The sequence below is a fragment of the Schaalia cardiffensis genome, assembly GCF_016405145.1.
Taxonomy (GTDB): domain Bacteria; phylum Actinomycetota; class Actinomycetes; order Actinomycetales; family Actinomycetaceae; genus Pauljensenia; species Pauljensenia cardiffensis.
This window is the reverse complement of record NZ_JAEKIA010000002.1, coordinates 51,915-66,573: the sequence shown is the minus strand read 5'-3', so window position 1 is coordinate 66,573 and position 14,659 is coordinate 51,915. Positions and strand designations below refer to the sequence as shown.

The window sequence follows — 14,659 nt, the reverse complement described above, 5'->3', positions numbered from 1 at the left end:
CGCCAAGCGATGCCAAAATCATATTCAGGGGCACACAAGAACACCCCCCAACCCCGTTTAAGCACCCAAACCATGCTTTCGACAAGAACGACGACCGCCAAGCGATGCCAAAATCATATTCAGGGGCACACAAGAACACCCCCCAACCCCGTTTAAGCACCCAAACCATGCTTTCGACAAGAACGACGACCGCCAAGCGATGCCAAAATCATATTCAGGGGCACACAAGAACACCCCCCAACCCCGTTTAAGCACCCAAACCATGCTTTCGACAAGAACGACGACCGCCAAGCGATGCCAAAATCATATTCAGGGGCACACAAGAACACCCCCCAACCCCGTTTAAGCACCCAAACCATGCTTTCGACAAGAACGACGACCGCCAAGCGATGCCGAGAGCATAATCAGGGGACAATCCTGAATTCTCCAAGCCTGTACGGACCTTCGTCAGCCCTGGGCGTGGTGTCGATGTTCTCTCCGTTCAATCCCTCAGTACAGTCGAGAGGCACACATCCTGGCTCCTCGCCCGAAAGGAGGAGCGGGGGCCGTCTCTCCCTCAACCCGCCACACCCGCCTTGTCCTCGTACCGTCTTCGAAACGAGCAGTCTCCCCACAAACACACGCCTCTTTCAGAACCAGAGCCTCGAAAAGGCATATCGGCACCGCCCCGGGTAGCGAGCACGGCTCCAATTCCCTCAGGTTTCACGCCTCTCGACCACGGCCACGGCCACGACTTCGGCACCAGCTACGCGCACCTCGGCCTCGTTCTCTGCGAGCACAGCTCCTATTCCTTCAGGCTTCACGCCTCTCGACCACGGCTACGGATGCGGCTACGGCTACGGCATCAGGCTTGCAGCCCTCGGCTGAAACTCGCCTCAGCCTCCATCTGTACAAGCTCAGCACCGTTCCCCACAGACGCAGCTCCCCGAAACACCGCCCCCGGCACCAGGCTCGCAGCCCACGACTGAAGCGCACCTCAACCTCCATCTGTACAAGCTCAGCACCGTTCCTCACAGACGCAGCTCCCCGAAACACCGCCCCCGGCACCAGGCTCGCAGCCCACGACTGGAGCGCACCTCAACCTCCGACTGAGTAAGCGCAGCACCGTTCCCCACAGCGTCAGCGCCTTCGGCCTCGGCACCAGCTACGCGCAGCTCGGCTGAGCCCCTCACCTTCAGCCTGTGGTCTCGGCAGGTGCAGCCTCCTCAGCAACGGCACCGACAGCAGCGCTGGCCTCGCTCCCCTCAGCTGAATCCCCCGCCTCGGCCTCGGTCGCCACAAACTCTTGCGTGGGAGTCGAAGTGGGGATCTGAGGGAGTGGATGGGGACGAGCGGACTTCGCGACAGCCCTGCGCAAGAGGACCTCCAGCGGCCCGCGCTTGTATCCGCGCGCTTCGAGAAGCTGACAGAAGAGGGCGAGGACGACCCACACTCCGATCGCAATCCCCAGGCCTTGAAGAGGCGTGACGCTGCGAACTCCTGACAGGCCCATCACCGCGAAAATGAGGGCGAAGAGAATCGATTGACCAATGTAGGCAGTCATCGACCTCTTGCCGATCGCGGAGAGGAAGCGATGCGTACCGGGAAGCGACTCGCGGGCAGGGCCAGCGAAAAGGGTGAGGAGAGCGAGCCAACCGATCGCCCCAAAGAGCCCGGAGAACTCGTGAAGCGCCCCCGCACCGGGCATCCACCAGCTGAGCATTCCAGCCTCGTGGAGGGACTCGGGAGCTCCGAGCAGACTCGCGAGGGTGAGCCCGCCAATGCCGAGTCCGATGAGAAGGCCGCGGTAGCGCTCCGGCGTCTTCATCACATCTGTCGTCGCAACCCAAGCCCCGAGGAAAGTGCAGGGCACAACGATAGAGATGAGGGCAGTCATGATCGTGGAGCCCACCCACTGTCCGAAGGATGCAAGGGGATAGTACCAGTGGAGCATGATGTTGAGGCCGCCCACTCCCGGGTCCCCCTGTAAACCTGGGAAGAGTTCAAACATCATCTGACCTGCGACCATGAACACAAGCATGAAAATGATCTGCACGCCGCCAATGATCGCCATGACCTTGAATCGCTTCTTCACAATGAGACCGGCGAAAATGATGGCGACAAGCGCGTAGGTCCCGATGATGTCCCCGAAGAAGAGGAAGGAGTGGACGAGGCCGAAGAGGAGCATCCAGAATCCGCGCCTGCGCACGAGCCTGCACGCATCCGCTTCAGCTTCAGCTGTGAAACCAGCAAGCCATTGCTCGCGCACTGGGAGGGGCATGTCTGGCATCTGCAAGGCAAGTTCGGTACTTCTTGCTCCGACGTGGGCCCGTGTTCGGCGGATCACCATCGTCATGAGGCCAAAACCGAAGAGGATGGAAAAGAGCGGATACGCCCTGTGGTCCACGAGAAGCCCCCGCATTAAAATCCACCATCGGTCGGCAACGCCCGGCTCGGCTTGGAGTGGGAAGAACATCAACCACACGGGGACGTTTGCCACGGCGATGAGGAGGAGCATGAAACCGCGCGCAACATCTGGCGCGGGGTATCGCGGGGAATTGGCTCCGGTGAAAGACGCTGCTGAAGACATGCGTTAAGAGTATTCAGAGGGGGAAGATACTACGGTCGGGGAAAGCCCCGATTTGTCCCCCATCTCGTCTTTCAGCTGCCTTCCCCCGCCGCGTTGGCTTTCCCCGCAGCCTTGGCTTTCCCCCGCAGCGTTGGCTTTCCCCGCAGCCTTGGCTTTCCCCCGCTTTGCTGGCTTTTTCGCCACCTTGCTGGCATTTGCCCCGTCATGTCTCTTTTTCTGCAATCAAACAGCGGCGGATCTTTTGTGGTGTGTCAAGCGGCTGAAAGGAGATTCGTGATTGGGGCGGGAGCGTGGACGGGCTCCATCTCAGATCATGACGTGGAGAATGAAGATGCTTCAGCGTGCGTGGCGGGCCCAAACACACGAAAGCAGCCCGGAAAGGTGAGAGCCGCCCAAACACACAACAACCACCCAAACACACAACAACCACCCAAACACACGAAAGCGGCCCGGACTCAAGTCCAGGCCGCTTCCTTCGTGGCGCCGTATCGCCTCGGCGTGAGCACGTGCCGAGGTGATGCCCATCGACGCCGGGTCAGATGCCGATCGCCTTCGCGAACTCGGCTTTGATGAGGGTCAGGCGCTCACGCGCAGCTTCCCAGGGGACCTCTGCCCCGTCCTCGACGGGCAAAATGACCTCGAGATAGCACTTGAGCTTCGGCTCTGTGCCCGAGGGGCGTGCGATCACGCGGTCGTTCGCCTCGGTGAGGACCATGATCGCATTCGTGCCCGGAAGCCCGTCCCACCCCTTCGATAGGTCGGTGACCTCAGTGACGGGAGAACCTGCGAGTTCCTTCGGAGGATTGGAACGCAGGCGATCCATGCCCTCGGTGATGAGCCCGAGGTTATCGACGCGGAAGGTCAGCGGCATGGTGAGGTAGCAGCCGTAGGCGCGCGCCATACGGTCCAGCTCCTCTTGTCCGCTCGAGCCCTTGGCTTTGAGGCCTGCAAAGAGGGAGGCTGCGACGACCGAGGTCGAGATGCCGTCCTTATCGCGAGCCTGATCCGGGTCGGGGCAAAATCCAATGGCCTCCTCATAGCCGAAGCGGATGCCCGGGGTGCGCGCAATCCACTTGAAACCGGTCAGAGTGTGCTGATAGCCGAGGCCGTGCTCGCTCGCGATGCGCTCAAGCAGACGCGAGGAGACGATCGAATTCGCGAAGACGGAACCGGCGGGCGCACTCTGGGCGATGCATTCGCCGAGGATCGAGCCGATCTCGTCACCGGAGAGTTGACGCCATCCCTTTTCCGCGTTGGGATCTGGGATCGCGAGGGCGCAACGGTCCGCGTCCGGGTCGACCGCGATGATGAGGTCCGAAGCGTTGCGGCGGGCTTCTTCCATTGCGAGGTCGAGGGCGCCGGGCTCTTCAGGGTTCGGGAAGGAGACCGTTGGGAAGTCCGGGTCGGGCTCGGCCTGTTGGGCGACGAGCTGCACCTGGGTGAAGCCCGCTTCGCTCAGGACCCGCTTCGTCAGGGCACCGCCCACGCCGTGCATGGCGGTGAGGGTGATCTTCAAAGCGGCCTTCTCCTCGGCGCTGCCACGGGCGAGGGCGGTCGCTGCGGCGACGTAATCGTTACGAGGATCGACGTCTTCAATGTTGAGCGTGTCCTGTGGGACCTCGTCGGCGGGCGGGCATGCGGCGATCGCCTCGGCGATTCGGGCGTCATGCGGGGGCACAATCTGGGCGCCCTGCCCCGCGTCGGAGACAACCGTTCCACCGAGGTAGACCTTGTAGCCATTGTCCTTAGCGGGATTGTGAGAGGCGGTCACCATGATCCCGGCGTCCGCGTCGAGGGCGCGAACGGCGAAGGACGTCAGCGGCGTCGGATTCTTCACCGGCAGTGCGAGGGCGTGGCAGCCCGCCGCGGAAAGGACCCTGGCGGCCGCGCGAGCGAAATCCACGGAGCCGTAGCGGGCATCACAGCCCACGACGACGCGGGGAGCGCGATCCGTCTGAGTCTTCAGGTAGGCGGCAAGCCCTGCAGTGGCGCGGATGACGACTGCGAGATTCATGCGGGACTCGCCAGGGCCGATTTCGCCGCGAAGACCGGCGGTGCCGAATTCGAGGGGACCCGACATTGCGGCCCTCACCTCGGCAAGGGCGGCCTCGTCCCCCTTTTCCGCCGCCTCAAGAGAAGCGAGGAGGCGAGTGGAGGTCGCGGTGTCGGGATCGTGGTTCGCCCATTGACGGGCTGATTCAAAAAGCTCGTCGTTCATCACTCTCACTCCTCGATGTCCGCGAGGATCGCGAGGGAAGCGGAGACTCCCAGGCGGGAGGCCCCGGCCTCGATCATTTCAAGGGCCGTCTTGCCGTCACGAATACCGCCCGAGGCCTTCACACCGAGGCGATCGCCAACCGTTTCGCGCATGAGGCGCACAGCGTGCACGGAGGCACCACCGGCGGGGTGGAAGCCTGTGGAGGTCTTCACGAAGTCGGCGCCCGCAGCCTCACTGGCTGTGCAGGCCATGACGATCTCCTCGTCACTGAGGGCAGCGGACTCGATGATGACCTTGAGGATCTTCGGCGCGGGCACGGCGTCGCGGACGGCCTTGATTTCAGCTTCAAGATCCTGAGCCCGCCCCTCCTTCACGAGGGCGAGGTTGATGACCATATCGACCTCATCTGTGCCATCCTCGACCGCGCGGGCGGCTTCGGCTGCCTTGATCTCCGGCTTCACCGCGCCGGAGGGGAAACCGACAACGCAGGCGACGTGGAGGCCCTCAACTTCAAGGGGAAGCATCGAGGGCGATACGCACACGGAATAGGTGCCCAGTTCGGCGCCCTCCTTGACGATCCTTGCGACATCGGCCCCGCTCGCCTCGGGTTTGAGGAGAGTGTGGTCGATCATCTGGGCGACTTCGGATTTCTTCATACTGTGATACTCCTGAGAGTTCGAATGCGAGTGTGCGGGCGATCAGATCTGGGCAAGAGGGAGGGCGAGCTCCATCATGTCTGTGAACGCCGTCTGACGCTGCTCCGCCGTGGTGGCCTCTCCGGTGACGAGGGAGTCCGAAACGGTGAAGATGCCGAGGGCTTCGACTCCGGCGTCAGCGGCGGTCGCGTACAGGCCGGCAGTCTCCATTTCGACGGCGATGATGCCTATCTTCGCCCAACGATCGTTGAAGCTCGGGTCGGAGTTGTAGAAGGTGTCGGAGGAGAGAATGTTGCCGACGTGGCTGGTCACGCCGTTCGCTTTCGCACGCTCGCGCACGGCTTCGATCAGACGGTAGGAGCCGATGGGGGCGTAGGTTCCGGGAAGGTTGTATTGGTTGATGAAGTTCGAGTTCGAGCAGGCCGCCTGGGCGATGACGACGTCGTAGACATTGACCTCGGGTTGGAGCGAGCCGCAGGTTCCGATGCGGATGAGCTTTTCACAGCCGTAGACGTGGATGAGTTCCCAGGCGTAGAGGGAGATCGAGGGGATGCCCATGCCCGAGCCCATGACAGACACCTGGGTGCCTTGGTAGTAGCCGGTGAAGCCGAGCATGTTCCTCACGGAGTTGAACTGTTGGGCGTCCTCCAGGTAGGTCTCGGCGATGAACTTCGCGCGAAGCGGGTCTCCGGGCAGGAGGATCGTTTTCGCGATCGGACCCTGAGGGTTGATGTGCGGCGTGGCTTTCATCTTAGACATGTGTCCTCCAATGTGGGCGGTCGGGACCTCATCGTCCCAGACTCATTTCAGGGTAAAGCAGCGAATATCATTTCGTCAATCAACAAATTGACATTTGTTCCGTTCGTGGGCGGAGCGAGACGGCGAGAGAGATCTGCTCCTCCCCCGCCTCGACCCTCAGCTTCAATTCGTTGCTCGACCGCGCTTCAGACTTCGACCTGCACGCTTCCCGCCCCTGGTTTCAGCCTCCGGCTTCGTCCTCGAGAAGGAGGGCGAGCGCAAGATCCTGGTCAACGACCAAGTGAGTCGCCAAGCCCATCCGCATCGCGGTTTTGAGGGCTACAGCCTTCTTCGGCCCCCCGGCGACAAGGACCCGGATTGGCCGGGAAGCCAAGTCCGCCAAAGAAATCCCCGCCGTCCTCGCATCAATCTCAGGGACGGCCACCTCGCCGCCCGCAGTGAAGAAACGAGAGCAGGCATCCCCCACGGAGCGCTCAAGAAGACGTGTGATCTCTTCTTCATGAAGATGCCCGAGGTTGAAGACGAGGGCCTCACGAGCGAGCGCACCAACCGTGAAGACCACGAGATCCGTCCGTCGCCCCGCCTCGAGGATCTGCGCAATATGCCGGTCGGATTCCACGATCCTCAAAGTCCGCACATCATCGAAGATCACAGGAAGCGGCAAATACCTGGCACTCGCATTGAAGGCAGCGCAAAAAGCCCTCATGATCTCAAAATCATTCGTAGCATGATCCGAATGGGACGTTCCGCCTTTGAGTTGGACGATCTCCACATCCCTGTGCACCGTCGGGCGAAGATGCGAAGCGATCGCATTCATCGTGCGCCCCCAGGACACTCCGACGCTCATGCCATCGCGGACAAGGGACTCGACAAGCTCCGCTCCCGAGCGTCCCAACTCATCGAGGAGCTCTCGCTCATTCGAAGCGACCGGGTGGACCACGCGCACATGCTTCAAAGCGAAACGCTCCTCCAAACGAGTGGCGAGCAGCGAGGACTTCTCACGCGGGTCGTGAATCTCAATGGTGACGAAGCCCGCCTCCTTCCCGCGCTGAAGGAGCTTGGCAACAGTTGGGCGTGAAATCCCCATCTTCGATGCGACCTCGGCCTGGCTGAAACCATGCTCGTAGTAGAGCCTCACCGCGTCAATCGCCTGCTCATCCTTCTTGTCCATCTGCCCTCCTTTCATTGCACGAGCCATTGTCTGTACGACTCCTTAAGGTCTTGCCGACTCCACGAGACTCCCCAGCGCGAACACCCCGCCCCCTTGGGAACACAGATCCTTCGCTCGAAGCCGCGATTCCCCTTCACAGGACACTGTGCGACCCGATCAAGGTGGCGGGCCCCAATGATTCAGGCGCCCGCCACAGTGAGCACTGAAGAGTCTTCTCTCACATGACCTGCAATTATCACCCGATCTCATCGAGCACGACACAAGCCGCGTCTGGGGCCGAGTCGCCGATCACAATGCCACCTTCGAGGGATTCGAGAGCGCGAGGGATTCTCCACTCGTCATCCGTGTGCAGCGTCAAGAGCGGCTGTCCCTTCTTCACCGGATCGCCCGGCTTCGCGTGGATTTCAATACCGGCACCCGCCTGAACCGGGTCCTCCTTCACCGCACGCCCAGCGCCTAAACGCCATGAGGCAACGCCGACGCTCAGCGCATCCAATGTGTGAAGGACACCGTCTTCTTGCGCGAACACGACATGCGATTCCGCGCCGATCGGGAGTTCGGCATCGACCTCGCCGCCCTGGGCCTCGATCATCTGGCGCCACACATCCATTGCGCGGCCATCTTTAAGTGCCGCCTCCACATCGACATCCGTCTTCCCAGACATTTCAAGCATCTTGCGGGCGAGGGTGCAGGTCAGTTCCACCACATCAGCGGGGCCGCCTCCTGCGAGGACCTCGACGGACTCGCGCACTTCCAGGGCATTGCCGACAGTGACTCCCAGGGGCGTTGACATGTCGGTGAGATAAGCAAAGGTCTTCACGCCGGCATCCGCCCCAAGGTCCACCATCGTGCGCGCCAATTCGCGCGCCTGATCAATGTCCTTCATGAACGCGCCAGAACCGACTTTCACATCGAGGACAAGAGAGCCTGTCCCCTCAGCGATCTTCTTCGACATGATCGAAGAGGCAATCAGCGGAATGCAGTCGACCGTCGAAGTGATGTCGCGCAGCGCATAGAGTTTCTTATCTGCAGGCGCCAAACCCGCACCCGCCGCGCAGATAACCGCACCGCAGCCTTCGCCGAGCTGAGAGTAGATTTCCTCATTCGACATGCTTGCTCGCCACCCGGGGATCGACTCGAGTTTGTCAAGGGTTCCTCCGGTATGACCGAGACCGCGACCCGACAGCTGTGGGACGGCCACATCGAACACGGCGACGAGGGGGGCGAGTGGCAGGGTGATCTTGTCGCCGACCCCTCCGGTGGAGTGTTTATCAGCGGTTGGGCGCGCCAAGGAAGCGAAATCCATGCGCTCACCGGATGCGATCATCGCGCTGGTCCACTGCGAGATCTCCTCACGGTTCATGCCGCGCAAGAAGATGGCCATCGCCAGGGCGGCCATCTGCTCATCTTTGACCGCACCTCGGGTATAGGCATCAATGACCCAATCGATCTGGGGCTTCGTGAGGGCATGCCCATCCCTCTTGACGCGGATGACGTCAACGACGTCGAAGAGTTCCATTGTGTTTCCTTCCCACCGGGCGCCCCAACTTCGGGGCGCCCGGATCGCTTCACTTCGCCAGAGCTTGCCCGCTGGTGACCTCACTGAGGTTGCTCGGCCCGAAGGCGCCGGGCAGGACCTCACTCATCGCCATCGGCCCAGTGGGCATGAGGATCAGGCACTCGTTGCCTCCGTGCTCGAAAATGAGCTGGCGGCAACGCCCACAAGGGGCGCAAGCCTCGCCATTGCCATTGACAATGGCCACAGCCTTCAGTCGCCCACCCCCGTGGCGCACCAGATCAGAGACCATCCCGCATTCAGCGCACAGGGTCACGCCGTATCCGGCGTTCTCCACATTGCACCCCGAGACCATCCTTCCGTCAGTCGTCACGCCAGCAGCGCCGACGGGGAAGTGCGAGTACGGGCAGTAGGCGGAGCACATGGCTTCAACAGCTGCGGCGGTGAGGGTCTTCCAGGTCTGCTCATCAAGCGTGTTCGTCATCGTCAACATCACTTCACGTAGGGGATGTTCTCAGCAGCGGGTGCCTTCGACTTTCCGACGAATCCGGCGACGGCGACGATCGTCACGAGGTAGGGGATCATCGACACGAGATCAGAGGGAATCGCAGGAGACACGTTCGGGAGCATCCTGGCGACCGCCTGTGCAAAACCGAACATGAGGGCTGCGGAGGTCGCGCCGAGCGGATGCCACTTGCCCAGGATCATCGCCGCGAGGGCGATGTAACCATTGCCTGCGGAGATGTTGTCGGTGAATGCCAGGCCCGAACCGATTGTGAAGAAAGCACCGCCCAGACCCGCGAAGCTCGACGCGAGGATCGTGTTTCTTCCCCTCGTGCGGTTCACGTTGATGCCGACCGTGTCGGCGGCCTTCGGGTGCTCACCGCAGGCGCGCAGACGCAGGCCCCAGCGGGAGCGGTAGAGGAACACCGCGAGGAAGGCGACCGCGAGATACATGAGGTACACAAGGAGCGTCTGGTTGAACAGCATCGGACCGATCACCGGGATCTCCGCAAGGAGGGGGATCTTGATCGGCGTGAGTGAGAACTGGTTCGTGTTGAGGGTCTGCGGGGAGACCTTCATGAGGGTCCCATAGAAGAAGGTCGTCAACCCCAGGGTGAGGACGTTGAGGACCACACCGACGATGATCTGATCGACTCCGTACTTCACCGAGAAGAGAGCGAGGAGGGAACCGAGGAGAGCACCGGCGAGAGGTGCCGCAATGATACCCGCATAGGGAGTTTGGAAGAAGGAGGCCGCCATGACGCCGGCGAATGCGCCGACGAGGAGGTCGCCTTCGATTGCGATATTGACGACGCCCACATGCTCGGAGACGACGCCCGAGAGGGAACCGAAGATCAGCGGAGTGGAGATCGCGATCGTCGACACGAGAAGAGAGGTCAAGGTGACGACGCCGTTGGAACCACTGCCCGCGTACACGAGGAAGCCGAAAACGGTTCCGATTCCGGCGAGGGCCATGAGCAGGGAGGAAAGCCAACGGGCGGGAGTGCGCCTCGTCGTCGTGCAAAAGAGCGACCACGCGGCAATAAGGGCGACGAGGACGAAGAGGACCCACAGGATCGGGGCGCCCGGTGTGGTGATGTCCTCAAGCGTGTAGGACTGGGACCTGTCGTTGAGGCGGAGATGAACGTCTCCGGAGGCCGTCGAGGCGAAGAGGACGAGCAGGACTGCCCCCAACACGTAGGCGATCGGCATCTTCCATGAGCGCTTGAGCTGCACCTCGGTCTGTTCAGCGAGAGTCTTTTCGGAGCTCACCGTGCGTCTCCTTCCTTGTGTGAGGCCGTTGAGTTCACGGCTTCATCACCCCTTCTAGCTGCGAGGGGCTTGGCGTCGCTGCTGTGCTTGGCGACTTGGGACTGTGCAGCGGCCGGAGCGGGGGGCTCGCCCAGGGCCGCGAGCTGTGCCCGCAAGGACTTCTCCGACTCTTTGGGCAGGCGGAAGAGCCAGCGCACGAGCGCGGGGGCCGCAATGAGCAAAACGATGACCGACTGGAGGATGAGGATCATGTCGATCGGGACGCCCTTGGGTTGCATGACGTATCCACCCGCTTTGAAGGCCCCGAAAAGCAGGCCCGCGAAGAAGGTGCCCACTGGCTTGTTGCGTCCAAGAAGGGCGACGGTGATCGCGTCGAAGCCAATGGATCCGGCGACATCGCGCGATACGTATCCGATAGTGCCCAGTGCTTCATTCGCACCGGCCAAGCCCAGGAAAGCACCGGAAATCATCATCGTGATCGTCGTGATGCGTCCGACGGAGATACCGGCGGTACGGGCCGCATCCGGGTTCGCGCCGACTGCTTTGACCTCGAAGCCCAAAGTGGATCGATCGAGGATCCACCAGAACACGACGACGGCGATGATCGCGACAATGAGACCCGCATGCAATTTGAAGGGGTTGGGCAGCAGAGGCATGAAAGCCGCGGAGTCGGCGACGACGGGGGTTTGCGGCTGGTTGGAGCCGGGGACCTGCCACGCCTTTTGAGCGAGGACATAGCCCAGGGCGAGGCCCGCGATCGAGTTGAGCATGATCGTGACGATCACTTCATTCGCGCCGGTACGTGCCTTGAGGAAACCCGCGATGCCCGCGTAGAGGGCGCCTGCGATGATTGCGGCGAACAATGCGAGGATCGTGTGCAGGACCGGTGGCAGGTGGAGGCTGAAGCCGACCCACACGGCCGCGAGGGCCCCGAAGATGACCTGGCCTTGTCCGCCGATGTTGAACAGTCCCGCCCTGAAGCCGAAGCCCAGGCCAAGGCCGCCGATGATCAGCGGGATCGCGTAGAAGAAGGAGTTCGTAATCGGCTTGATCTGACGTTGGAAGCTTGAGGCTTCCGGGTCGAAGATCGCGCCGCGGAACATGGCGTAGTAGGCCTCAGAAACGGAGGCTCCGGCCATGACAATGAGGATCGCGCCGAGCGCGAATGCGACGACGACAGCGAGGATCGAAACGAACCATTTCGATCCGAGGGCGTGGCGGAGAACGATACCCGCCGTGGACGGTGACTTCTTCGTCATCGCTCCTCCTTTTCAGCGTTGGAGCCGGAAGCAAATGCTTCCTCAAGCGGAACTCCGGCCATCATGAGGCCGAGGACTTCGCGCGGGGTCGTCGCGGGCACAATGCCCATGATGCGCCCGCGGTACATGACCGCGATCCGATCAGCGAGGGCGACGACCTCGTCGAGTTCGGAGGAGATGAGCAGAACCGGCACGCCCTTGTCCCTCATTGCAACGATCTGCTTGTGGATGAACTCGATGGAGCCGACATCGACGCCGCGGGTCGGCTGGTTCACGACGAGGAGCTTGAGGTCCTTCGACATTTCGCGGGCGACGACGACTTTTTGCTGGTTGCCGCCTGAAAGGGAAGAGATCGGGTCCTCAATGCGCGTCAGGCGAATGTCGTATTCCTCGCGCAGGTCCTCGGCGTTCTTCTCGATGACTCCGAGTTTGAGCATGGGGCCGACGGAGAAGGGGGCCTTGTCGTACTGGTCGAGTACGAGGTTTTCGGCGATGGAGAAGGAGGCGATGATGCCGTCCTTCGAACGGTCCTCGGGAACGAAACCGATTCCCGATTCCAAGGATTTGCGCGGGTTGGCGTGGGTGATGTCGATCCCTTCGAGGGCAATCGAACCGGAGTCGGGATTGACTAGACCGAGGATCGATTCGGCAAGTTCGGTCTGCCCATTGCCCTGAACGCCCGCGATGGCGAAAATTTCACCTCGTTCGATGCTGAAGGACACGTGGTCGAGAATCGCGTTGCCCGAGGGGGCGAGCATGGAGACGGAATCGAAGACGAGGCCGCCTCCTGCAGGTTTCGCCTCCTCCTTTTCGACTTTGAGCATGATGGCGCGGCCAACCATTTTGTTGGCGAGTTCGTTCTCGGAATCTTGAGGGGAGGCTGTGCCGACAACGGCGCCGCGTCTGATGACGGTGATGTCATCGGAGACTGCACGTACTTCGCGGAGCTTGTGAGTGATGAACACGATTGAGGTGCCAGAGTCTGCGAGCTGGCGCATGATCGTCATAAGTTCATCGGTTTCTTGGGGCGTGAGGACCGCGGTCGGCTCATCGAGGATGAGGACCTTCGCTTCGCGCGAGAGGGCTTTGACGATTTCGACGCGCTGCTGGGCGCCGACCGGCAGGTCTTCGATCTTCGCGTCCGGGTCGAGGTCGAATCCGAAGCGCGCCGACACCTCGCGCACGATCTGCCTGGCTTTGGCGATGTCAATGAGTCCGGCTTTGCCTGTGGGCTCATCACCGAGGGCGATGGATTCGGCGACTGTGAACACGGGGATCAGCATGAAGTGCTGGTGCACCATGCCAATGCCTGCGGCTACCGCGTCTCCTGGGCCTTTGAAGACAACGGGCTTACCGTCGATGAGGATCTCTCCCTCGTCGGGCTGGTGCAGGCCGTAAAGAACGTTCATCAGGGTGGATTTGCCCGCGCCGTTCTCACCCAGGAGGGCGTGAATGCGCCCTTCTTCGATATTGAGGTCGATGTGGTCGTTTGCGACGAGGGGGCCGAAGCGTTTCGTGATCCCCCGGAGTTCCAGTTTCACTGGTTGCCGTCCTTCATTCTTCGACGAGTTGAGTGGTGCACAGACGTAGAGGGCGCGACGGTGGGTGTTCCGCCGCCGCGCCCTCACGCTCGATCACTTCGGGCTGTTTTGCGATTCGATCTTGAGCTCGCCGCTCTTGATCTGCTCGCTGAGCTTCTCGACCTCGTCCTTGAGCTCTTGGGGGACCTGAGCATCGAAGTCGTGGAAGGGAGCAAGAGAGACGCCACCGTTGGCGAGGGAGCCGATGTAGGGCTCGGCAGAGAACTTGCCCTCGACCGAATCCTTGATGGTCTGCTCAACAGAAGCGCCGATCTGCTTCATCACCGAGGTGAGGATGATCGAGGAGTAATCGGGGTTGGCCTCGTACCAGTCGGAGTCGACACCGATGATGAGGGTGGAGCCATTCTCCTTGGCTGCGGCTGCGGCGCCCAGACCGACGGGGCCGGCGACCGGCATGATGATGTCGGCGCCCTGGTCGATGAACTGCTGGGCCTGCTGCTTGCCGAGGGCCTGATCGTCGAAGGACTGGGTGAAGGAGCCGTTCTGGGTGGCCTTGTCCCAGCCGAGGAGCTGGACGTCGGTGCCTTTGGCCTTGTTGTAGGCGGCGACACCGTCGGCGAAACCATCCATGAAGACCGAGACGGAGGGGATCTGGATGCCGCCGAAGGTGGCGACCTTACCGGTCTTCGTCATGCCCGCCGCAACGTAGCCCGCGAGGAAGGCGGCGTCGGCGGTGTTGAAGAGGAGAGGTCGACCATTCTCAACGACGACGGTGTTGAAGTCGGCGTCGGAGAAGCTCGAGTCGACGAGGGCGTACTTGATGTCGGTGTTCGCCTCGGCAGACTGGTGGAGGGCCTTTTCGATTTTGAAGCCGACGCCGATGACGAGGTCGCAGCCGTCGTCGACCATGGCTTCCACGTTTGGAACGAAGTCGGCGTCTGATGAGGATTCGGCAGTGTTGATCTTCACGCCGAGGTTGTTCTTGGCCGCTTCGAGTCCCTCGTAGGCGGACTCGTTGAAGGACTTGTCATCCCAGCCGCCGGCATCGGAGACGGCGCATGCTTTGAAGTCGGCGCCCTTGGTGGCCCCTTCGGCTCCGGACTTGTCGGCGCCTCCTGCGCAGCCGCTCAGTGCGATAGCAGCAACGCCGGCGACGGCGAGGTACTTCGAGAGGTTCTTCATTGGATTCCTCCA

At 61.7% G+C, this 14,659-nt stretch carries 11 protein-coding genes; all 11 read right to left on the bottom strand.

The window, feature by feature from the left end; genetic code table 11:
- Nucleotides 1-1,174: 1,174 nt before the first annotated feature.
- The 11 genes from JFX23_RS01580 to JFX23_RS01530 all read right to left on the bottom strand — a co-directional run bounded on the left by JFX23_RS01580 (nucleotide 1,175) and on the right by JFX23_RS01530 (nucleotide 14,647).
- Complete coding sequence (locus tag JFX23_RS01580) at nucleotides 1,175-2,569, bottom strand: DUF418 domain-containing protein (protein ID WP_198775421.1); 1,395 nt, start codon at nucleotides 2,567-2,569, stop codon at nucleotides 1,175-1,177.
- 535 nt (nucleotides 2,570-3,104) lie between these two features.
- On the bottom strand, nucleotides 3,105-4,787 hold the full coding sequence (locus JFX23_RS01575; protein WP_198775419.1) for a phospho-sugar mutase: 1,683 nt from the start codon (nucleotides 4,785-4,787) through the stop codon (nucleotides 3,105-3,107).
- A 5-nt stretch (nucleotides 4,788-4,792) separates the two neighbouring features.
- Nucleotides 4,793-5,443, bottom strand: coding sequence for a deoxyribose-phosphate aldolase (deoC, locus tag JFX23_RS01570; RefSeq protein WP_198775417.1), 651 nt, complete (start codon nucleotides 5,441-5,443; stop codon nucleotides 4,793-4,795).
- A 42-nt stretch (nucleotides 5,444-5,485) separates the two neighbouring features.
- A complete protein-coding gene (deoD, locus tag JFX23_RS01565) occupies nucleotides 5,486-6,193 on the bottom strand; it encodes a purine-nucleoside phosphorylase (RefSeq protein WP_198775542.1) in 708 nt (235 codons plus the stop codon).
- 229 nt (nucleotides 6,194-6,422) lie between these two features.
- Complete coding sequence (locus tag JFX23_RS01560; RefSeq protein ID WP_198775416.1) at nucleotides 6,423-7,373, bottom strand: sugar-binding transcriptional regulator; 951 nt, start codon at nucleotides 7,371-7,373, stop codon at nucleotides 6,423-6,425.
- Nucleotides 7,374-7,608: 235 nt separating this feature from the next.
- Entirely contained in the window at nucleotides 7,609-8,892 is a 1,284-nt protein-coding gene (locus JFX23_RS01555; protein ID WP_198775414.1) for a thymidine phosphorylase, read from the bottom strand.
- A gap of 49 nt (nucleotides 8,893-8,941) precedes the next feature.
- Complete coding sequence (locus tag JFX23_RS01550) at nucleotides 8,942-9,382, bottom strand: cytidine deaminase (RefSeq protein WP_198775541.1); 441 nt, start codon at nucleotides 9,380-9,382, stop codon at nucleotides 8,942-8,944.
- On the bottom strand, nucleotides 9,382-10,605 hold the full coding sequence (locus JFX23_RS01545) for an ABC transporter permease (protein WP_198775540.1): 1,224 nt from the start codon (nucleotides 10,603-10,605) through the stop codon (nucleotides 9,382-9,384). Before JFX23_RS01545 ends, JFX23_RS01550 begins: the two co-directional genes overlap by 1 nt.
- A 56-nt stretch (nucleotides 10,606-10,661) precedes the next feature.
- Complete coding sequence (locus tag JFX23_RS01540; RefSeq protein WP_198775412.1) at nucleotides 10,662-11,924, bottom strand: ABC transporter permease; 1,263 nt, start codon at nucleotides 11,922-11,924, stop codon at nucleotides 10,662-10,664.
- Nucleotides 11,921-13,465 carry an ABC transporter ATP-binding protein gene (locus tag JFX23_RS01535; protein ID WP_198775411.1) on the bottom strand — a complete coding sequence of 515 codons (1,545 nt, stop codon included), beginning with the start codon at nucleotides 13,463-13,465 and terminating at the stop codon, nucleotides 11,921-11,923. Before JFX23_RS01535 ends, JFX23_RS01540 begins: the two co-directional genes overlap by 4 nt.
- 93 nt (nucleotides 13,466-13,558) lie before the next feature.
- Complete coding sequence (locus JFX23_RS01530) at nucleotides 13,559-14,647, bottom strand: BMP family lipoprotein (RefSeq protein ID WP_198775409.1); 1,089 nt, start codon at nucleotides 14,645-14,647, stop codon at nucleotides 13,559-13,561.
- Nucleotides 14,648-14,659: the final 12 nt, after the last annotated feature.